Annotated in this window: 18 protein-coding genes; 15 read left to right on the top strand and 3 right to left on the bottom strand. The window is 49.3% G+C overall.

Going from position 1 to position 22,005, the window contains the following annotated elements; all coding sequences use genetic code 11:
- Position 1: 1 nt before the first annotated feature.
- The gene (locus tag HMPREF1986_RS05140) at positions 2 to 211 is read right to left on the bottom strand and encodes a DUF1858 domain-containing protein (RefSeq protein WP_036599391.1); all 210 of its coding nucleotides are present in this window, start codon (positions 209 to 211) and stop codon (positions 2 to 4) included.
- 293 nt (positions 212 to 504) lie between these two features.
- Here HMPREF1986_RS05140 and HMPREF1986_RS05135 point away from each other — a divergent pair, with 293 nt between their 5' ends.
- The 4 genes from HMPREF1986_RS05135 (at position 505) to HMPREF1986_RS05120 (ending at position 4,089) form a co-directional block, all read left to right on the top strand.
- Complete coding sequence (locus tag HMPREF1986_RS05135) at positions 505 to 1,125, top strand: TetR/AcrR family transcriptional regulator (protein WP_021773717.1); 621 nt, start codon at positions 505 to 507, stop codon at positions 1,123 to 1,125.
- Positions 1,126 to 1,298: 173 nt separating this feature from the next.
- Positions 1,299 to 1,883: an MptD family putative ECF transporter S component gene (locus HMPREF1986_RS05130; protein ID WP_036599390.1), complete on the top strand. Its 585-nt coding sequence runs from the start codon at positions 1,299 to 1,301 to the stop codon at positions 1,881 to 1,883.
- On the top strand, positions 1,884 to 2,618 hold the full coding sequence (locus tag HMPREF1986_RS05125) for an energy-coupling factor transporter transmembrane component T family protein (protein ID WP_021773715.1): 735 nt from the start codon (positions 1,884 to 1,886) through the stop codon (positions 2,616 to 2,618).
- 4 nt (positions 2,619 to 2,622) lie between these two features.
- Entirely contained in the window at positions 2,623 to 4,089 is a 1,467-nt protein-coding gene (locus HMPREF1986_RS05120; protein WP_021773714.1) for an ABC transporter ATP-binding protein, read from the top strand.
- On the opposite strand, the gene HMPREF1986_RS05115 is transcribed toward HMPREF1986_RS05120, so the two are convergent.
- Positions 4,064 to 4,633 (bottom strand): hypothetical protein, encoded by a 570-nt coding sequence (locus HMPREF1986_RS05115; protein WP_021773713.1) that lies wholly within the window; start codon positions 4,631 to 4,633, stop codon positions 4,064 to 4,066. The two genes, HMPREF1986_RS05120 and HMPREF1986_RS05115, sit on opposite strands and share 26 nt — an antisense overlap.
- 294 nt (positions 4,634 to 4,927) lie before the next feature.
- Here HMPREF1986_RS05115 and HMPREF1986_RS05110 point away from each other — a divergent pair, with 294 nt between their 5' ends.
- From HMPREF1986_RS05110 to HMPREF1986_RS05060, 11 genes are all read left to right on the top strand, one after another.
- Positions 4,928 to 5,170, top strand: coding sequence for a type II toxin-antitoxin system Phd/YefM family antitoxin (locus HMPREF1986_RS05110; RefSeq protein ID WP_021773711.1), 243 nt, complete (start codon positions 4,928 to 4,930; stop codon positions 5,168 to 5,170).
- Entirely contained in the window at positions 5,167 to 5,541 is a 375-nt protein-coding gene (locus HMPREF1986_RS05105) for a type II toxin-antitoxin system death-on-curing family toxin (RefSeq protein WP_021773710.1), read from the top strand. Before HMPREF1986_RS05110 ends, HMPREF1986_RS05105 begins: the two co-directional genes overlap by 4 nt.
- A gap of 313 nt (positions 5,542 to 5,854) precedes the next feature.
- Positions 5,855 to 9,094: a helicase-related protein gene (locus HMPREF1986_RS05100; protein WP_021773708.1), complete on the top strand. Its 3,240-nt coding sequence runs from the start codon at positions 5,855 to 5,857 to the stop codon at positions 9,092 to 9,094.
- Positions 9,095 to 9,118: 24 nt separating this feature from the next.
- Entirely contained in the window at positions 9,119 to 9,820 is a 702-nt protein-coding gene (locus tag HMPREF1986_RS05095) for a DUF4391 domain-containing protein (RefSeq protein ID WP_081688441.1), read from the top strand.
- Entirely contained in the window at positions 9,786 to 10,679 is an 894-nt protein-coding gene (locus tag HMPREF1986_RS05090; protein ID WP_036599388.1) for a DNA adenine methylase, read from the top strand. The genes HMPREF1986_RS05095 and HMPREF1986_RS05090 overlap by 35 nt, the downstream gene beginning before the upstream one ends.
- 2 nt (positions 10,680 to 10,681) lie before the next feature.
- Positions 10,682 to 12,514, top strand: coding sequence for an ATP-binding protein (locus HMPREF1986_RS05085; protein WP_036599387.1), 1,833 nt, complete (start codon positions 10,682 to 10,684; stop codon positions 12,512 to 12,514).
- Between the two features lie 17 nt (positions 12,515 to 12,531).
- Positions 12,532 to 14,424 carry a site-specific DNA-methyltransferase gene (locus HMPREF1986_RS05080; RefSeq protein ID WP_021773704.1) on the top strand — a complete coding sequence of 631 codons (1,893 nt, stop codon included), beginning with the start codon at positions 12,532 to 12,534 and terminating at the stop codon, positions 14,422 to 14,424.
- 1 nt (position 14,425) lies between these two features.
- Positions 14,426 to 15,481, top strand: coding sequence for a virulence RhuM family protein (locus HMPREF1986_RS05075; protein WP_021773703.1), 1,056 nt, complete (start codon positions 14,426 to 14,428; stop codon positions 15,479 to 15,481).
- Positions 15,471 to 18,608, top strand: a complete 3,138-nt coding sequence (locus HMPREF1986_RS05070) for a type III restriction-modification system endonuclease (RefSeq protein ID WP_021773702.1) — start codon at positions 15,471 to 15,473, stop codon at positions 18,606 to 18,608. Before HMPREF1986_RS05075 ends, HMPREF1986_RS05070 begins: the two co-directional genes overlap by 11 nt.
- Positions 18,609 to 18,823: 215 nt before the next feature.
- Complete coding sequence (locus HMPREF1986_RS05065; RefSeq protein ID WP_036599414.1) at positions 18,824 to 19,921, top strand: sugar kinase; 1,098 nt, start codon at positions 18,824 to 18,826, stop codon at positions 19,919 to 19,921.
- A gap of 162 nt (positions 19,922 to 20,083) precedes the next feature.
- Entirely contained in the window at positions 20,084 to 20,674 is a 591-nt protein-coding gene (locus HMPREF1986_RS05060) for a flavodoxin family protein (RefSeq protein ID WP_021773699.1), read from the top strand.
- A gap of 256 nt (positions 20,675 to 20,930) precedes the next feature.
- On the opposite strand, the gene HMPREF1986_RS05055 is transcribed toward HMPREF1986_RS05060, so the two are convergent.
- Positions 20,931 to 21,803, bottom strand: a complete 873-nt coding sequence (locus HMPREF1986_RS05055; protein ID WP_021773698.1) for a phosphoribosylaminoimidazolesuccinocarboxamide synthase — start codon at positions 21,801 to 21,803, stop codon at positions 20,931 to 20,933.
- Positions 21,804 to 22,005: the final 202 nt, after the last annotated feature.

Below are 22,005 nucleotides of genomic sequence, written 5' to 3'. Positions count from 1 at the left end.
TTTATGCCTCCAGCTCCGCGAGCTTAGTGTTCAGAGCAGAAAGAACCTCATTCGGATTGAGGCCGTGCACGAGGCAGGCGTCCTCGAGAGACTCCATCTGAGAGCTCGGGCAGCCGAGACAGTGCATCCCCACATCCAAAAGGGTATCGATCAGTTCGGGGTGCGTATTGACGAGCTCCCCCACCAGCATGTCCTTGGAAACTTTAGCCATAGTGATTCCTCCATTTCTATCCCGGAAGAGCTCCGAAATGCGGGCTCCCCCCTCCTGAAATCGGTAATGATACGGATATTGTCCGCTCCCCCGCGTTTTCCGGCGCAGGACTTCGGACGATAGAACTATAGCACAGCTTTCGGAAAGCTTATGTTGCATCAGCAACATAAGCAGCTCGGGGCCGGACTGCGGATGCTGTGTGTCCGCGGAGATGTAAGAAAATTGGTTATTGACAGCTAACTTTTTGGATACTAAAATGATAACAAAGTAATCATAAGGCGGAAGGCAGACGAATGGCAAGTGGAAGCTATGAAATCACAGATAAGAGGATACTGGAAAGCGGAAAGAAGCTGTTTTTAAAAAATGGCTATGAACGGACGAATCTTCGGGATCTTTGCAGGGCTGCCGGTGTCACTACGGGCGCTTTTTACCGGCATTTTGAGGATAAAGCCTCCCTTTTTACTGCGCTGGTAGAAGAAGCGGCGAACGGTCTCCTTGCGAAATTCGACAGGGCAGAGGAGGAATGCTTTGATTTTATCGGCGCAGGAAATACAGAGGAGGTCTGGAGGGTATCTTCCGAAACCATTACGGCCTTCATTCACTATATCTATGCGCATTTCGAGGAATTCAAGCTGATTCTCTGCTGTTCCGGCGGAACGAAGTACAGCGATTATATCGACTGGCTGGTTGAGCGCGAGCTCAGAAGCACTTATCGTATGTTTGATCTGCTGGATCAGAAGTCCGTTCCATATCATCGCATTGCCGGGCAGGAGCTGCACATGATTCTGCACGCATACTATGCCTGTCTTTTCGAAACGGTTTTACATGACTTTAGCCGGGAAGAGGCATTGGATTCGGCACGAAGTCTGTCGGAATTTTTTTCCGCGGGCTGGAGGAAAATCCTTCGAATTTGATCCTGCCGCTTGGGGCGGCATATTTTTTGAGACATTGATAACAAAGTGTGCAATCAATGTTATCTTTTGTGTGCCTTTGTGAATGGCACTATGGTATGGGCGTAAGCTATGGCATGAGCATAAGCCATGGCATGGACACAGGCAAACAATATCAACTCAAGGAGGCAGCTGGAATGCAAAGCAAAAACTTAAATGCGAAGGATCTGATTCATGTCGGGATCTATACCGCGATGTACCTCGTTGTATTCTTCGCGGTTGGAATGCTGAACGCGATACCGTTTCTGTACCCGCTGGAATACCTCTTGTCCCCCATCTTAACCGGGATTCCGTTTATGCTCTTCCTGACCAAGGTGGAGAAGTTCGGGATGGTTTCGATCATGGGAGTCATTCTTGCCGTATTCTGGTATCTGATGGGCTATACCTGGATCCCTGCGCTGACATATATTGCGGCAGGATTGCTGGCAGATCTGCTGTTCCGATTGGGGAAATACAAGAGCTTTCAGTTTGACATAATAGGATATTGGATCTTTTCCTGCGGAATGATCGGCTGCGCTGCGCCTATGTGGCTTTTGACGGCGACTTATATGGAGCAGGTTCGGGATGCTATGGGAGACGAATACGTGGCGGGGCTTCAAAAGTATATGCCGTCCTGGATGGGGATTGCGGGAATCGGCATCATTCTCGTCTCCTCGAGCCTTGGCGCGCTGCTTGGCAGAAAAATGCTGAAAAAGCACTTTGAAAGAGCGGGGATTGCGTAAATGGAAGAGAATCTGCTGTATCGGCCGCCAAAGCACAGGGGGCTGTATCTTGATCCGCGCACGAAGCTTCTCTTTCTGTTCGTGCTCGCCACTCTGCTCTTCCTGCTTCATGAGAATCTTCCGCTGAACTCCATCCTTGTTCTCATTCCGATTCTATTGCTTCTGTCCGATCATCAGTATCGCCCGGCATGGATCTATGGCGGGCTGTTCATCGCGGCAGTACTGGCAAAAGAGTTTGACAGAAGGATGGAATTTCCGTATCTGCCTGCCATGCTTCTGGGACTGCTCAGCGAACTGATCTTTCGCTTCTTTCCGGTATTTATGTTCGGCTATTACATCATCAAGTCGACAAAGCCGAATGAATTTATATCCGCAATGGAGCTTTGGCATATCCCGGAATCATTCATCATTCCGGTTTCCGTCGTCTTCCGCTTTGTCCCGACCCTGAGAGAGGAAAACCATTCGATCGGAAACGCCATGCGGATGCGGGGAATTCGTTTCGGAACGGCAAAGTTCTGGAAAAACCCGACGATGATTCTGGAATACAGAGTAATCCCGCTGATGATGTCCGTGGCGAAGATCGGAGATGAACTTTCTGCGGCGGCCCTCTCAAGAGGACTTGGGGGATCCAAGAAAAGGACTTGTCTTTTGGAGCTTCATTTCGGGATTTATGATGCGGGAATCGCGGTTCTGTCAGGTGTTTTGATTCTATGGACGCTGCTGGAAAGAGTGTAGAGATATGATTGCATTAAAGAATGTCTCCTTTGAATACAATAGCATAGAGCGAAGCGCCGGGGTCTATGATATCAATCTGGAGATTCCATCGGGACAAGTTCTCATGCTCTGCGGTGCCTCCGGCTGTGGAAAGACGACGATCACACGGCTGATAAACGGGCTGGCGCCGGCATACTATCCCGGGGATCTGCGGGGGAAGCTCTTGATTGACGGTACAGACTCTTCCGGTCTCAGCCTATATGAGCTTTCACAGAAAATCGGTTCTGTTTTTCAAAATCCGCGCTCTCAGTTTTTCAGCGTGGATTCCAGCAGTGAAATCGCCTTCGGCTGTGAAAATACCGGGGTAGAGCGAGAAGAGATGTATCGGCGGATCGGGCGGGTCGCGAGGGATCTGCACATGGAATCGCTGCTGGATCGGAATCTCTTCGCGCTGTCCGGCGGAGAGAAGCAGAGGATCGCCTGCGCTTCTGTCGCAGCGATGCAGCCGGAAATCTTTATCCTGGATGAGCCCTCCTCCAATCTGGATCTTCGTACGATCGCCGATCTGAAGGAGGTGATCCGGCAGTGGAAAACGCAGGGGAAGACCGTTATCATTGCCGAACATCGCCTGTATTATCTCATGGATCTCATCGATCGGGTGATTTACATGGAGAAGGGAAGAATCATCCGGGACCTGTCTGTAGAAGAATTCCGGAATATGGATGAGAGAGAACTGCATCAGAAGGGACTTCGCTCCCAGAAGCCAATTCACTTCGAGGTGAAAGAGGATAAGCTGTGCGAGGAAGATGTCCTTCGCTTTACCGGACTCTCCTTTTCCTATGGGAAAAACGAGTTTCTGGACATTCCGGAAATGCAGATTCCCTATGGTGCGATCGTCGGAGTCTTAGGATATAACGGCGCGGGGAAGTCGACTCTCGCAAATGTGATCTGCGGACTCGAAAAAGGAGTGAGGGGAAGCCTTCATTATAAGGGAAAGGAATTCTCTGCAAAGAAGCGGCGGAAATGCAGTTATATGGTGATGCAGGATGTGAATCATCAGCTCTTTACGGAGAGTGTGCTGGAGGAAATCCTTCTCAGCATGAAAGAAGAGGGGGAAGCTGCGAAGCAGAGGGCAGGGGAAATTCTTCGCGATCTGAACCTCACGGAGTTTCAGGAGCTGCATCCTATGTCCCTGTCCGGCGGACAGAAGCAGAGGGTGGCGATCGGCAGCGCGATCGCGGCTGACAGGGATCTGCTGCTTTTCGACGAGCCGACGAGCGGGCTGGACTATCTGCACATGCTGGAGGTCTCAGAACTCCTGAAGCGCCTGGGCAGGGAGGGAAAAACCGTGTTTCTCATTACCCATGATCCCGAGCTCCTGCGGGAGTGCTGCAATTATCTGCTTTTTCTGGATAAGGGAAGACTTTCCTGGAGTGGAGCATGGACGAAGGAAAACACGGGCAGAGTCAATCGATTTTTTTCGGCGGAATAGGGAGGGCGCGCTGTCTCTCAAGGAGCGATATCAGCCGGCTCCGGTTATAGCGCTGCATCACAACAAAAATCATGTCAAAGCAGCCGGAGGCAAGCGAACTTAAGACAAAGAACCAGAGCATGCCAAACGGTATCGCACCGAGGAGCGCGCTCACACTGATCAGCACATTGCTCTCGTGGATGATTTCCGCCTGGCACGTCACCTGGGCGAGCTCCTCCAGGCTGTGCTTTCGCAGATTGAAGTATTCCGGGAAGGAAGTGGGCATCTTGTCCTTCCATTTCCTGACGCCGATGCACCGGTAAAACTTTCGTTCCCACGGGCGAATCCGATACCAGCTTCGCATGATATTCGCGCGGTTTTGCTTGGCCTTATCGATGAAGATCCCAAGAACGAGCCGCACGAAGAAGTGGTAAAAGATAGTGCCAAAGACGATGGCCAGTATCCTGAAGATATCGCTCATCGTCAAATGATACAGCAGCAATGCACTTGCCAGAGCGATAAAGCTGGCGGCAGATACGGTCTTCATAATCTTGAGTGGTGTCATTTCTTATCCCTGTTCTTTCGATTTCTTTCCGTGAAATCTCATTATTCTCTGCAAAAATCTTATCATTCTCTGCATCCGAAGCTCAGCGCGTGAGACTGCTCTTTAAGCGAAAAATTCCTGAAACAAAGCGTGTTTTCAGCATACTTCGTTTCCGGCAAAAAAACAATTTCTTTTTACTCTGTGTAGATGCAGCCCTTTCTCAACGGAAGCTTCGTTTACATCGCCTTATAGGTTGAATTTAACCTATTTATCCGTTACAATAAAAATCATCAAATACTAAGGGAGGTCGTATCAATGAATGTCAATACTGAAAACCTTGTTTCCATCACGGAAGCAAACCAGAACTTTTCCCGCGTCGCACGCATGGTTGATGAGAAGGGCGCTGTTGTTATTCTGAAGAACAATTCTCCTCGTTACCTGCTGATTGAGTTCAGTGCTGTCGAGCAGGGGCAGAACGCCGACACGGAAGATGTTCTCACAGTGTCCAGGCGACTGATCGCCAAGAACCGGAAAGCCTATGAGATACTTGCCAAATGATTGTTCTTTCCAGGGAGCAGATCATTGTGCTCCATTCCCAACTGATCCAAGAGACAGGCGGGACAGAAGGTATCCGGGATGAGGGTCTGCTGGACTCTGCGCTGGCCGCGCCGTTCCAGTCATTTGCTGACACAGAGGTTTTCCCATCTATTCAGCAAAAGGCCGCTCGTCTTGGATATGGTTTAGTCAAAAATCACGCCTTCATTGATGGCAATAAACGGATTGGGGCGCATGCGATGCTGGTGTTTCTTGCGCTCAATAAGATTGAACTCGACTACACGCAGGATGAACTGTCCGATGCATTTTTGAGGATTGCCACCGGAGAAATTTCGCAGGATGATCTTCTCCAATGGATTATCATCCATCAATAGACTAATGATTGTCCCTCTCCACACCGCGATCTTTATGAATCTTCTCGTGACATAATGATTTGTTCCTTTACTAAGCTTATTATACTCATTAAGTCACTGGCATTACAACGTTAGTATATCACCTCACTTTTATAGTGCTAAATCCTAAAGACGGGAACGGAAGCTTCGCCTGCATCACCTTAGATCAGCTTGAATTTCCAGGGCTTTGAGCATATATTAAGGGAGAAGTTTAAACTTGGCATTACGCGGATAGAAGAAACTGCACAGAGATATAAAGATAATAATAGAGAGATGATGAGCGGGCGGTGGGCGAATGGATGATTCAAAAATACTGGATAATATCACAGAGACTGTCCGTGATGACCTGCGGGCGGAGATGAAACGTGGGAGCAGGGTTTCGGTCGCGGCGGCCTACTTTTCTATGTATGCCTATGAAGAGTTGAAGAAACAAATGGAAGGTATAGAGGCGTTTCGCTTCATTTTCACGTCCCCAACCTTTGTGAAAGAAAGGACTGAAAAGCAGAAACGCGAGTTTTATATTCCGCGTCTTTCCAGAGAAAGCAGCCTGTATGGGACGGAATTTGAGATTAAGCTCCGAAATGAAATGACTCAGCGCGCCATCGCCAAAGAATGTGCAGAATGGATCCGCAAAAAGGCGAAATTCAAGTCAAATGTCAGCGGTGAAAACATGGCGAGCTTTATGACGGTAGATACCGGTGAGAAACAGATGGCATATACGCCGATCGGCGGCTTCACTACGGTCGACATCGGCTGTGAGCGCGGAAACAACAGCTATAACTTTGTCAATCGTATGGGAGGCTCGCTGGCACAACAGTATATGCAGCTATTTGAAAATCTCTGGGATGAGCAGGAGAAGATGCAGGATGTCACAGAGAACGTCATCGAGAATATCAGCACCGCCTATATTGAAAATTCTCCGGAGTTCATCTACTTCATGATGCTGTACCATGTGTTCAGTGAATTCCTGGATGATCTTTCAGAGGATGAGCTTCCCAATGAGGCAACCGGCTTTAAGCAGAGTAAAATCTGGAGCATGCTCTACGACTTTCAGCGGGATGCTGTCCTGGCTATCATCAACAAGCTTGAAAAATACAATGGATGTATCCTTGCGGACAGTGTGGGACTGGGCAAAACCTTTACGGCGTTGGCTGTTGTGAAATACTATGAGAACCGCAACAAATCGGTACTGGTGCTCTGTCCCAAGAAGCTGGCGGAAAACTGGAACACCTATAAGGACAACTATGTCAACAACCCCATTGCCGCCGACCGTTTGAATTATGATGTACTGTTCCATACAGATCTTTCCCGTAACGGCGGGACATCTAATGGCCTGGATTTAAACCGTCTTAACTGGGGAAACTACGACCTGATCGTCATTGATGAATCCCATAACTTTCGAAATGGTATCGGCACACACAGCAATACTCATGAGAACCGCTATCAAAAGCTGATGGACAAAGTGATTCGCTCCGGTGTCAAGACGAAAGTCCTGATGCTCTCTGCTACGCCGGTCAACAATCGCTTTGTGGATTTGAAGAACCAGCTTGCTATTGCCTATGAGGGAAATTCAGAAAGCCTGGATGAACGTCTCAATACTACAAAAAGCCTGGAAGATATTTTTAAGCAGGCTCAGAAAGCCTTTAATGCGTGGAGTGAGCTCGATCCGGGACGGCGCACAACAGACGCATTGCTTCACATGCTTGATTTTGATTTCTTTGAGCTTTTGGACAGTGTGACCATTGCCCGCTCGCGGAAGCACATCGAAAAATACTATGACACCAACGAGATTGGAAAATTCCCGGAGCGCCTGAAGCCGATCTCGGTCTATCCCAGTTTGACGGATCTGGATGATGCCATTAACTATAATGAGATTTATGAGCAGCTGATGCAGCTCTCCCTGTGCGTCTATACGCCGTCGAATTATATCTTTCCAAGTAAGCTTCAAAAGTACAAAGACCTCACTCACAATAAGGGAGAAAATCTCACACAGATCGGGCGTGAGCGAGGGATCCAGAGGCTGATGAGCATCAATTTACTCAAGCGTCTGGAAAGCTCGGTCAACTCTTTTCAGCTGACTCTGACACGCATTATGGAGCTAATAAGAGGGAGAATTGACGCAATCAATCGCTTTGAGAAAGACGGCTTTACGGACATCGCCATAGATGAAGCGAATGGCGGCGACTGGGACTTGGATGACGAGAATGCAGAATTCTTCACCGTAGGCAGAAAAGTAAAAATTGACCTCGCCGACATGGACTGGAAGAGCTGGCGTGCGGAGCTGCAAAAGGATGCCGATGTGCTGGAGCTTTTGACACTGAAGCTTGCTGATATCACACCGGAGCACGATGTAAAGCTGCAAAAACTGTTCCAATTGCTCGATGAGAAGATCTGTCATCCCATCAATCCCGGAAACAGGAAGGTATTGATTTTCTCCGCCTTTTCGGACACCGCAGAGTACCTGTATGATAATGTCAGCAAATACGTGAAGGCGAAGCATGGATTAGACAGCGCGGTTATCACCGGCTCGATCGATGGGCGTACGACGATAAAAGGCCTTCAGGCAAGTCTTAACAATGTGCTCACGTGCTTTTCGCCGCTTTCCAAAGGCCGTGATGTGCTGATGCCGGACAGCAATGCGGAGATTGACATTCTGATTGCGACGGATTGTATCTCGGAAGGTCAGAATCTCCAGGACTGCGACTATCTCGTCAACTACGATATTCACTGGAATCCTGTGCGCATCATTCAGCGTTTTGGACGTATCGACCGCATCGGGAGTCGGAACCGGGTGATACAGCTTGTAAATTTCTGGCCGGATCTGACGCTGGATGATTATATCAATCTGAAGTCCCGCGTGGAGACTCGTATGCGGATCAGCGTCATGACATCCACCGGGGACGACGATCTGATCAATCCGGAGGAGCGGGGGGACCTTGAATACCGCAAGGCACAGCTTAAGCGTTTACAGGAGGAAGTCGTCGATATTGAAGACATGTCTGACGGTATTTCCATCATGGACCTGGGGCTGAATGAATTTCGCCTGGATCTTTTGGATTACATGAAAAGCAATGGTGACATGGACAAAAAACCGCGCGGGTTGCACGCCGTTGTGCCCGCCACAGACGAGTTGCCAAAAGGCGTAATCTTCGTTCTGAAAAACGTCAATAACAGCGTAAATGTGGATGACCGCAATCGGATTCACCCTTTCTATATGGTCTATATCAGTACGGACGGGGAGATTATCTGCGACTACCTGAATCCCAAAAAGCTGCTGGATGACGTTCGCCTCCTGTGCCGAGGAAAAACAAAGCCTATACCGAAGCTGTATGAACGCTTCAACCGGGAAACGGATGATGGAAGAAACATGGCGGGGACATCGGAACTTTTGAGCGAAGCGATCGATTCCATCATTGATGTCAAGGAAGAAAGCGACATCGACAGTCTGTTCTCTGAAGGAGGGACGTCGGCGCTGATGAGTCCGGTATCCGGACTGGACGATTTTGAATTGATTTGTTTTCTGGTCGTCAAATAGGTTTTTCTCAGGGAGGTGCGGATCTTGCTGGGCTTGCCAAAGTCAACGGAGTTTAACAAACGGATTCCGAAGCAGAAGTTTTATGAAAATTTATCGCTCACACCTGCCATTAGAAAGGCGTTTACAGAGCAGATAAAGATGATTTACTGGAGAAATAAGTTGTCTGCGGCCACGCTGAATCTTGCGTCCGGCGAGAAGGTGACAGAGATTGAGCTGTTCGAGCTAAAGCTTGCCTCGTCTGATCTCGAAGAGAATGTCCTTGGCTTGATTGACCGGGAGATACCGTATCATATTCTGTTTCTCCTGGAAAGAGAGGGAAAACATCAGGCGGTCATGGGATTTAAGGAGGCCGCAGCTTCCGGAAAAATGGCGTTTAAAGTGGAACGCTACTATCATACGGAGTGGATGGACGAGGCGGAATTACCGCTGTATTTGAGGGGGCTGACGCTGGATGCGGTATACGAGAATTTCATCCGGCAGATTGCAGGAAGCTCTCTTGAAAGCAGTGGAAATGTCACACTAAAGGAGAGCATAGAACGACAGAAACAGAGAGAGCAGCTGGAAAAGCAGATCGCCGCGCAGGAGGCAAAAATCCGAAATGAAAAGCAGCCGAAGAAGAAGTTTGAGCTAGTACAGCAATTACATTTACTTCAGGCTCAAAGAAATGTGCCAAAGAGAAGAGGTGAAAAAAATGTACTATTCCCCGCTGAGATATCCGGGAGGTAAAGGGAGGTTAGCGCCTTTCGTGAAACTATTGATAAAAAAAACCGGACATATAAACGGTATATATATAGAACCCTTTGCGGGTGGAGCCGGAATTGCCATTGATTGTTTGCTAAATGAAATAGTCTCGGAGATTGTTATCAATGATTTAGATAAAGGGATATATTCCTTTTGGAGAGCAATATTAGAAGAAACAGATCGGTTTATAGACGATATAATGAATGTGCCTCTAACCATTGTGGAATGGGAGAAGCAACGCCAAGTATACCTAACGAATAATCGGCGATATAGCTATAAACTTGGATTTGCTACGTTTTATTTGAACAGGACAAATCGATCTGGAATAATTAAGGGTGGAGTGATAGGTGGTAAAGAACAAACCGGCAAATGGACGTTAGATGTTAGATTCAACAGAGAGGCATTGGCGTTTAGGATCCGTGATGTGGCTTCGCGCAAAGGCCAGATTCATATATATAACAAGGACATTAGTAGCTTCCTTTCACATTACGTACCAAAGTATGCAGGAAATGCTTTGATTTATTTTGATCCGCCTTACTATGAAAAAGGAAAGGAGCTATATATGAACTTCTTTACTCATAGCGATCATGTTAGAATAAGGACGGAAATCGAGCAGCTGCAGGACATGGACTGGATTATTACATATGATAATTGCCTGGAAATTCTCGACCTGTACAATGAACATATATACCGGTATATGAATTGGAACTATTCTGCTGCAACAAAGAGGACCGTCAATGAAATTATGATTTTTCAAAATGCGGAAATGATTCCAACGGAACAAGAACTAAGGAAAAACATGGTTAAAACCGTGCTTTTTGATGTGGATGAATGTGAGGTGTGATTATGACGCTTAAGTTGGCGAAAATGGAGATTGATTTTTTCCGAAACTTTCACGATGTTCAGTTTGATATTGGACGAAAGATTACTGTAATTAGTGGTCAAAACGGCGTGGGAAAATCTAATATAGTATCTTTGATTGCCTCCGGGTCAGGCTTAAATAAGAAGGGTGAGCTTGGAAGCAATTTTCAACCAGAGTTCTATGATTTCTTCAATGTCGAATCAACGGAGAATTTCACAGAATACAAATTGTTCCTTACGTATAAAGAGGACGGTAGAGATGAAACTGTCTTAAAAAGACTATCATTTAAGGACGATACTGCAACGAATAGAGGTATCCGAATTATTCCTCGAACCTCTAACAGAGATATGCCTGGGGTTGGTTCCAAAGACGCAGAGAAGAGGGCAAAGGATATTTTTGGTGTTGGTGGTGCGGCAAGAGTACCCATCCCTACAATTTATCTGAGCATTTCGCGGCTATATCCTCTTGGAGAAAGAAGAGAAACTGTCACCATTAAAGAGCTTAAAAAGAACAGTAAGCTTTATCAGAACGAGGCTGATGCAAAATTCCGGGAATGGTACAATTCAGTTATTCCCGGCTCAATAAAGAGAGATGCTTCTTTGAGCATAGTCGAGAAAAAAACAAGTTCACGCTCTTCCTTACACATGGATATGGAGCGCACACCAACTCTTTCGCAGTCCGTGGGACAAGATAATATAGGGAATATTATCAGTGCTTTGGTCGATATCTATCTGCTTTCTAAGCAGGAGGATTATGCGGGAGCTATTTTATGTATTGATGAGGTGGAAGTATCTCTTCATCCAGACACTCAAATTCACTTGCTGACATTACTAGAAAAGTTGGCAGATGAGTTAAATATTCAGTTTGTTTTCAGTACTCACTCTTTGACTATACTCAAAGAGTTGCTGAAAAAGCAAATCCGAAATCCTGACGACTATACCGTTGTATATCTGAAAAATCCGTCTTCCCCGATGGTCACAAAGCATAATAAATATGGAATACTTAAGGCGGATTTGCTTGGGAAAACTACATTTGATATCCCAAAAACAAAGATGTATTTTGAGGACGAAGTGGGGCAACATGTATTCCATATGTTGGTTGCTTCTTTGCGGTATCAGTGCAAAGCACTCAAAAGCGGGAATGGTTTAAGAGCCCTTGATGAAGTAACCGATTCGGATAAGCTTCAGGCTGAGTTAGAACGCTTAGAACGCTTTAGTGGAATTCTTCCTGACCTTCAAGAGATTGTAATGCATTTGGGATGCGAAACGTTATTGACGCTGTCTACTCAGGATCGAACATATTTTCAGCGAGTTGTTTTTTTGCTGGACGGCGATGCACGTTATAAAGGGTCAGAAAAACCGCATATTAGGGAGTATCTGGGAAAAGAATATGATTCAACTGGACGGAATGACCGGAAGCATCCTATTAATATCTGTTTTTTGCCAGAACATTTTGCTCCTGAATCGTACCTTTATCGAGTTATATATCAACTTGTGAATAACGAGACTGATCATTCTGTATTCTGGAGAACGCTTGATGACAGCGAAGAAACTGCTCTTTATACGGCGACAAAGATTCGTGACATGTTTTCTGCTTTGCCGCCAGAATTTAACAACGATAATCTGAAGACTGTTTTCAAACAATATCAGCCAGACCCTGAAAACAGCGGAATCTGGAAATTCATAGATAAATCACACATTCTAGATTACTATTACAACGATTACAGAAATGTCGGCAAGCTAATAAATTTCTTTGATGACTTTGAGAAAGCATATGACATAGCTCATGCAAAAACTCTAGAAAACCGGTTTGGATAAGAAGAAGGAAGTAGATAATGGACAAGCTGAAAATGCACAGCCTTGATGGTGTGGAGCGAAATATAGAACAAATCGGCAGATTGTTCCCTAATGCTGTTACGGAAGTGATGCGGGACGGCAGGGTAGAACATGCCATCGATTTTGATGTGCTGCGGCAGGAACTTTCGGATTCCATCGTAGAAGGCCGGGAGGAACGCTACCAGTTTACCTGGCCGGATAAGAAGGAGGCGGTGCTTGCGACGAATGCGCCAATTACAGCTACTCTCCGGCCCATTCCGGAGGACAGTGTCGGAAAGGATGGCACACACGGTGGTTTTGACAGTGAGAACCTTTATATTGAGGGAGACAATCTGAAGGTGCTGAAGCTTTTGCAGGAGACCTATCTTGGAAAGGTCAAGATGATCTATATCGATCCGCCGTATAATACTGGAAATGATTTTGTCTATGAGGATGACTTTTCGCGGAATACTGCTGATTATATGAAGGGCAGCGGGCAGTATGATGAAGTGGGAAACCGCATGGTGACGAATACTGAAAACAATGGACGCTTTCATACGGACTGGCTCAATATGATCTATCCGCGCTTGAGGCTGGCGAAGGATCTGTTGTCGGATGACGGGGTTGTTTTCATCAGTATCGACGACAATGAACAAGAAAATCTGAAAAAATGCTGCGATGAGATTTTTGGTGCAAAAAATTTCATCGCACAACTTATTTGGGAACGGGCTTATGCCCCTAAAAATGATGCAAGATTTATTTCGAATAGTCATGATTATGTATTGATGTTTGCAAGAAATATAAATAATTTTATTATTGGTAGATTACCCAGGACAGCGGAAGCTAATGCTCGCTATCAAAACCCTGACAACGATCCTCGCGGCGTATGGAAACCAAGCGATTTGTCTGTAAAAACATATAATGCTGCATGCGATTATCTTATTACCGCCCCTTCGGGGCGGATAATAGAGCCTCCAGCAGGGCGCTGCTGGAGTCTCTCCAAAAAAGCGTTTTTGGAGAGACTCCAGGATAATAGAATTTATTTTGGTGCAGATGGAAACAGCGTCCCATGCATGAAAAGATTTTTAACGGAACTTAAATTTGACGGGATGGCTCCAACATCTCTACTGTTTTATAAAGATGTCGGACATAGCCAGGAGGGTGCAAAGGAAGTAACCGCTTTAATGGAAGCAGGTGTATTTGATGGACCGAAGCCTGTCAGATTACTAATGCGGCTTCTTACTCTGGCAAATCTTTCGAAAGATTCAATCGTTTTGGATTTCTTCTCGGGGTCCGGGACGACTGCCCATGCTTTGATGCGATACAATGTGGAAAGGGAAAAAAGATGCAGATTCATTGTTGTTCAAGCCCTTGAAGCAACGGAAGAGGCGGGAATAGCCTACAAGGCCGGTTACAGGAACATCTGCGAGATCGGAAAGGAGCGCATCCGCCGCGCCGGGAAGAAGATTAAGGAGGAGGCCGGGCTGGCGGTTCCGGCTGATCTGGATATCGGCTTTCGCTGCCTGCGTCTGGACGAAAGCAATATGGACGATGTGTATTATGCTCCGGAAGAGCTGAGGCAAGAAACTCTGTTCTCTTTGGTGGATAACGTTAAGCCTGACCGAAGTCCGGAGGATTTGCTGTTCCAGGTCATGCTGGATCTGGGAATTTTTCTTTCGAGCCCGATTGAGAGGAAAGAAATCTCAGGGAAGAAGGTGTTCGATGTGGCGGACGGTTTTCTGCTGGCCTGCTTTGACAGGGATATAAGGGATGAAACTGTCAAGGCCATTGCGAAGAGGAAGCCGTATTATGCTGTTTTCCGGGACAGCGGTATGGCAAATGACAGCGTGGCTGCAAACTTCGACCAGATTTTCGAGACCTACAGTCCGGATACGGTGAGGAAGGTGCTGTGATATGGCGGAAAATAAGAGAAAAGAGCTTGATATTCACAGCTCCGCAGCGGAGTATCTGACCTTTGTGGCCTCCACCGGGGAAAGCGACACAAGCTTTGAAATGCGTTATGAGGATGAGAATATCTGGTTGACACAGAAGATGATGGCAGCGCTGTATGATGTATCTAAGCAGGCAATTTCCCAGCATATCAGCCGCATTTATGCAGATGGTGAGCTGACACCGGAGGCAACGGTAAAGAAATACTTGACGGTTCAAACCGAGGGCAGTCGGCAGGTCAGCCGCAATCAGGATCATTATAACCTGCAAATGATTATCGCCGTTGGATTCAAGGTGAATAATCCGCGCGCCGTGCAATTTCGAAAATGGGCCGGGCAGATAGTGAAAGACTACACGATCCAGGGCTGGAGCATGGATGTGGAACGCCTGAAAAAAGGCCACATGTTCACGGATGAATACTTTGAGCGGCAGCTTCAGAAAATCCGCGAGATACGCTTGTCCGAGCGAAAGTTCTATCAGAAAGTCACGGACCTCTACGCAACGGCCTTTGATTATGATAAAAATGCGAAGACGACCCGCCTTTTCTTTCAGGCCGTGCAGAACAAGATGCATTTTGCCGTCCATCGGCATACGGCGGCGGAGCTGATCTTTGAGCGTGCGGACGTCGAAAAGGAGCATATGGGTCTCAGCACATGGGAGAATGCCCCGGATGGAAAGATCCTGAAGGCAGATGTGACGATTGCCAAGAACTACCTGAGCGAGCAGGAGATGCATTATCTGGAAAGAATTGTCTCGCTCTATCTGGACTATGCGGAGCTTCAGGCGGAGAGGAAGATCCCCATGAGCATGGAGGACTGGGCAAAGCGTCTCGACGGCTTCCTTGAGTTTAACGGAAATGAGATCTTGACCGGACCGGGCAAGATCAGCGCGGAGCAGGCCAAGCTCCATGCGGAGACAGAATACGAAAAGTATCGAGTGGTGCAGGATCAGCTTTATGAGAGCGATTTCGATCGTTTTCTCACACTGGAACGGGGGCTGAGGCGCAAGGATGAAGTTTAGTTTTAAAATCCAGCAGTATCAGACGGATGCCGTGGACGCTGTCGCACGGGTTTTTCAGGGACAGCCCTATCATGCGGGGGTATCCTATATGCGGGATGTCGGGACCCGGAAGGAGAGCGGCAGGCAGCTCAGCCTGCTGCTGTCGGAGGAGGATGGAGACCGGCTGGAGCTGCAGGACCCGGGCGATGATTCCGGCTTTAAGAATGAAGCGCTTTTACTGACGGATGAGCAGCTTCTTCAAAATATTCAGACGATTCAGAACGAGAGCGGCATTCATCAGTCCGCTTCGCTCGTCGCTCCGATGGGACGCTGTTCCCTGGATATCGAGATGGAGACCGGCACAGGCAAGACCTATGTCTACATTAAGACCATGTTTGAGCTGAACAAGCGCTATGGCTGGAGTAAGTTCATCGTTGTAGTTCCGAGCATTGCCATCCGCGAGGGCGTAAAAAAGTCCTTCGAGATTACGGCGGATCATTTCATGGAGTGCTATGGCAGGAAGGCCCGCTTCTTCGTCTATAAGAGCAGCAGCCTGAACCAATTGGATTCCTTCTCCGGGAGTTCCGGCATCAATGTCATGATTATCAATACACAGGCCTTTGCCGCCTCCCTGAATGAGGACAAGAATGTAGAAGGCCGCAGGGGTGATGCCGCTGCGAGAATTATCTATAGCAAGCGGGATGAGTTCGGATCTCGAAGGCCGATCGATGTCATCGCCGCGAACAGGCCAATTCTGATACTAGATGAGCCACAGAGGATGGGAAAAGAGGATTCCGCCACACAGAGGGCGCTGAAGAGCTTCCATCCTCTCTTTACTTTGAATTACTCTGCGACTCATAGAAAGCAGCATAATCTGATCTATGTACTGGATGCACTGGATGCGTACAACAAGCGCCTGGTGAAGAAAATCGAGGTCAAGGGCTTTGAGATCAAGAATCTGCGAGGCACCGACCGATATCTCTACCTGGAGAGCATCCTTCTGTCTCCGAAGAATCCTCCTCAGGCGCGGATCGAGCTGGAAACAGCGCACGGCAATGCCGCAAGGCGTGAGTTCAAAAAGCTGAATGTGGGAGATAATCTCTACTATCTCTCCGGGGAGATGGAGCAATATAAGGGCTTTGTCGTCTCGGAGATCGACCCGTTTACCGGCAGTATGAGCTTTACAAACGGCGATACGCTGCGAAAGGGCGATGTGGTCGGCGATGTATCGGAGGAAGATATGCGCCGGGTACAGATCCGGGAGACGATCCTCTCTCACTTTGAGAAGGAGCGGGAGCTCTTTGGGATGGGGATTAAGACGCTGTCCCTCTTCTTCATCGACGAGGTCTCGAAATACCGCCGATATGACGAGGAAGGCAGAGAGCTTACGGGGGAGTATGGGAGAATTTTTGAGCAGGAATACCTCTCTGTGATGAATGAGTACAGGACGCTGCTCGATCCGGCCTATACGGCCTATCTGGATTCGGTCGATGTCCATGAGGTGCATAAGGGCTACTTCAGCATTGACAAAAAGGGGCGTATGGCGAACAGTTCCGTCAAGCGCGGCACGGATCTGTCGGACGATATCTCCGCCTATGATCTGATCCTTAAGAACAAGGAGCGGCTTTTATCCTTTGAAGAGCCGACTCGATTTATCTTCTCTCATTCTGCGCTCCGTGAAGGCTGGGACAACCCGAACGTGTTTCAGATCTGTACCCTGAAGCACAGTGACAGCACGGTGCAGAGGCGCCAGGAGGTGGGGCGCGGTCTGCGCCTTTGTGTAAATCAGAGCGGGAACCGCATGGATGCGGAGGCTCTGGGGGATAAGGTACAGGATGTCAATGTGCTGACTGTCATCGCCAGTGAGAGCTATGCGTCTTTCGTAGACGGTCTCCAAAAGCAGACAGAGGCTGTGCTCTATGAGCGCCCGCGAAAGGCGTCGATTTCGTATTTTTCAGGAAGGACTATCCAGCGGGACGGAAGGTCTGTCAGGGTGGACGAGCATCAGGCGCGGGCGATCTATCAATATCTGGTACGAAATAATTATGTGGATGAGGAAGACAATGTCACCGGGGAATACCGGGAGGATGCCGAGGCCGGGAATCTGGCCCCGCTTCCGGAGATATTGAGATCGATCGAGGTCGGTGTCCACGCGCTGGTACAGGCAATTTATGACGACAGTCTGTTGAAAGCCATGTTCGAGGACGGCAATAAGCCAAAGGTGCTGGAAAATCCGCTGAACGAACGCTTTGAGAAGGCTGAATTCCAAAGGCTCTGGAAGAAAATCAACCATAAATATGCTTATACGGTGGATTTCGATTCGGAGGAGCTGATTCAGAAGGCCATTAAGCACATTGACAGCGAGCTCTATGTCAGTGAGCTGCAATATACCGTGAGATCTGCGGGACAGAGGGAGATGCTGAACGCCGATATGCTCCGGGAGCGCTCCGGCTTCTATGATGCGAAGAGCAGGACCAGTGTCCTGAAGCATGCCAACAGCAGCGGGCTTCGCTATGATCTTCTCGGAAAGATCGCGGAGGCCGCGGTTTTAACCAGGCGCACTGCGGCGGCGATCCTTCAGGGAATTCGCCCGATGACCTTTTCCATGTATCGAAATAATCCGGAGGAATTTATCAAGAAGGTGATCCGGCTTATAAAGGAGCAGAAGGCCGCGATGATCGTGGAGCACATTAGTTACGACACGATTGAGGGACAGTATGACAGCAGCATCTTTACCGTGGAGAAGCATAAGCTGACGATGGACAGGGCTTATCTTTCGAAAAAGGCGATTCAGGACTATGTCTTCACGGACGGCACGGCGGAAAAGAGCGTGGAACGCCGCTTTGCGGAAAGCCTTGACGGGGCGGAGGAGGTGTTTATCTATGCCAAGCTGCCGAGGGGATTCTACATTCCCACACCGCTTGGGCATTATTCTCCCGACTGGGCGATTGTATTCTATGAAGGGAAGGTCAAGCACGTCTATTTCGTCGCCGAGACCAAAGGAAGCATGGAAAGCCTCGATCTGCGCCCGATCGAAAAATCCAAGATCGACTGCGCGAAAAAGCTGTTCGAAAAGCTGTCGGACGGCCTTGTGAGCTATGACCATGTGGACAGCTATCAGGAGCTTCTCAATAAGGTGATGCAGTAGCATCATCTGCCGTCCGGAGGACTTCGTGCCGCTCCGATGAGGATAGAAATAGAGCCAAGTGATATCCGCTCCGGTGGACTCTCCGCCCTTCCTGTGCTATAATATCTCCACGGATGTAAGCGCTTACGGAAACGGCATTTTCCGCCTCTTATGGGGGACTTTCCGGGCCGGGAGCGCGGAACGCGGAGACTGAGAAAGCAAAAATGGAGGGAAGAATGAAGCTGGACCTGAGAGATGCGAAGGATTGTAAATTCGATGCGGTTTCACTGGGGGAGGTAATGCTCCGCCTGGACCCGGGAGAGGGCAGGATCCGCACGGCCCGTTCCTTCCGGGCCTGGGAGGGGGGAGGAGAGTACAATGTCGTCCGCGGTCTCCGCAGGTGCTTCGGTCTTAAGACCGCGGTGATTACCGCTCTTGCGGAGAACGAGATCGGTTATCTCGTGGAGGACTTCATATTACAGGGCGGCGTGGATACCTCTTTGCTTCGCTGGATGCCGACGGACGGCATAGGGCGGGTTTGCAGAAACGGGTTGAATTTCACGGAGAGAGGCTTTGGGATCCGCGGCGCGAAGGGCTGCTCTGACCGCGCAAATACCGCGATTTCCAAGGCGAAGCCGGAGGATTTTGACTTCGATCACATTTTCGGAGAGCTCGGTGTGCGCTGGTTCCACACGGGAGGGATCTATGCGGCTCTCTCCGAGCAGGCCTCGGAGACCGTCATCGCCGCGATCAAGGCGGCGAAAAAATACGGGACCATCGTATCCTATGACCTGAACTACCGTCCCTCCATGTGGTCCGCGATCGGAGGGCAGGAGAAGGCGCAGGAGGTGAACCGCGAGGTCGCGAAGTATGTCGATGTCATGATCGGAAACGAAGAGGATTTCACGGCCTGCCTCGGCTTCCGGATCGAGGGGCAGGACGAGTCCTTAAAGGAGCTCAATATCGAGGGCTACCGGAAGATGATCTCCGAGGCGGCGAAAACCTATCCGAATTTCAAGGCGGTCGCGACGACGCTCCGCACGGTCCGAACGGCGACGGTCAATGACTGGTCCGCACTTTGCTGGGCGGAGGGAAAAATCTATAAGGCAAAGGACTACAAGGGACTGGAGATCATGGACCGTGTCGGCGGGGGGGATTCCTTTGCCTCCGGTCTCATCTACGGCCTTATGACGAGCGGGGACGCGGAGCTTGCCGTAAATTACGGGGCGGCGCACGGTGCCCTGGCCATGACCACACCGGGAGACACCAGCATGGCGAGAAGGAAAGAGGTGGAGGCCGTCATGGGAGGAGCGGGAGCCAGAGTGCAGCGCTGAGTGAATCGGGATAGAAGCGGGATATAATATAGAAGATAAGAGGTCTTCCCGGGGGGAAGCGGACCGCACTGCATAGAAGAGGCCTTGATGAAGAGGTTTTGTTGAAGGGGCTTTAGGAGGAGCTGGAGTGCCGTATATGAGAGAGAAAGGACAGGTGATAAAATGAAGGTTTTGATGATCAATGGGAGTCGGAGGGAAAAGGGCTGCACATACACGGCCCTGACAGAGATCGGGAAGGTCCTCTCGGAGGAGAAGATCGACTCGGAGATCCTCTATATCGGAAAGCGCGCAGTCAATGGGGAGATCGACGAGCTGGTGAGAGAGGCAGCGGAGAAAGCGATGGAGGCCGATGCTCTGATCGTCGGATCCCCGGTCTACTATGCCTCCCCGAGCGGCGAGGTCCTCAGCTTCCTGGACCGCTTTTTCCAGCTCGGAGGAGCGGTGTTAAAGCACAAGCCGGGCGCCGCTGTCACCAGTGCGAGAAGGGCAGGCACCACGGCCTCCCTCGATGTCCTGAATAAGTATTTTCTCATCAATGAGATGCCTCTGGTCTCCTCCTGCTACTGGCCGATGGTCCATGGCAACAGCCCGGAGGAGGTCAGGAAGGATGAGGAGGGAATCTTCGTTATGAGGACGCTTGCCCGGAATCTCTCCTGGCTTCTTAGGCTGATCGAGCTCGGAAGGAAAGAGGGAGTGACGGCGCCGGAGAGCGGGCCGAAGCCAAAGACGAACTTCATCCGCTTCGAGCCTTAGATGGCTGCGCTGTATTTCTGAAGGCATCTTATCATGAATTTGAGCCTCTGCGCCTATGGACGGGAGGCATCTTCCGCCCCGGTGCTTTGCCGCCTCATCCCTCCGCCGCCTTGCAGGCGGGGGTGGGCCATTTGCCGCATCATGAGCGGGACGTTTGCTTCCCCGGCGCTTGGCCGCCTTGTGGGCGGGTACGGGTTATCTGTTGTCCCGGCGCTCAGTGATCCTTTTTTGGGATCGCTGAGCGCCGCGGTTTTTCTCAGATTCTTCCTCCCGTAAGCATCTCATATGCTTCTGCATAGAGAGCGGCGGTTTTGGTGACGACCTCCTCCGGGAGTACGCCGTGGTTTTCCGGATTTTCTTTCAGCCAGTTTCGGACATACTGCTTGTCAAAGGAGGACTGCCCTCTACCCGGCTCATATTCCGAGAGGCGCCAGAAGCGGCTGGAATCCGGCGTGAGCAGCTCGTCGGCGAGAACGACATTTCCCTCCGGATCCAGGCCGAATTCGAATTTCGTGTCCGCGATGATGATGCCGCGGCTTAAGGCGTAGTCCGCGCATTTTTGGTAGATGGAGAGGGAGGCGTCCCGGATCCTTTCCGCGATCCTCTGCCCCTGTCCCGGGAAGCTCTTCTCTAAATGAGGGATGCTCTCCTCATAGCTGATGTTTTCATCGTGCTCCCCGAGCTCCGCCTTTGTGGACGGCGTGTAGAGAGGCTCCGGGAGCTTTTCGCATTCCCTCAGGCCTTCGGGTAGTTTTCTGCCGCAGATTGTGCCGTCTTTTTTGTAATTCTCCCAGCCGGAGCCCGTGATATAGCCCCGGACGATGCATTCGATCGGAATCATCCGGAGCTTCTCACAGAGGGTGGAGCGCCCCTGAAAGTACTGAGCCTGGAAAAACTCCGGCATATCCTTCGGATCGACGGAGATGAAATCATTGGGAAGAAGCTCCCTTGTATAGTCGAACCAGAACCTGGACATCTGGGTCAGGATCCTTCCCTTCCCCGGAATCTCATTTTGGAGAATGATATCAAAGGCAGAGATCCGGTCTGTCGCAACCATGATGAGCCTTGTCTTGGAAAGCTCATAGATTTCCCTCACCTTCCCCGCTCTGACGGCCTTATACTCCCTCATCCTGTTCCTCCTTTCGCATTCCGGCTTCGAAGCGGAGCCGGATTTTTAGCACCGGAATCAGTATATCTTATTTTGGCTTTTCGGAGTAGGGGCTTTTCCTCGCCGGGCTGCGGGACTGTTTCTCCGGAAGAACAAAAAAGGGCTTGACTTATCAGAATTACTGCGCTATGATCTGCCATGTTGATAGTAATTATCAATTTTA

The organism is Oribacterium sp. oral taxon 078 str. F0263, assembly GCF_000469565.1.
GTDB lineage: Bacteria > Bacillota > Clostridia > Lachnospirales > Lachnospiraceae > Oribacterium.
Note: the sequence above shows the minus strand (reverse complement) of the source record. Positions and strands in the feature narration are given on the sequence as shown.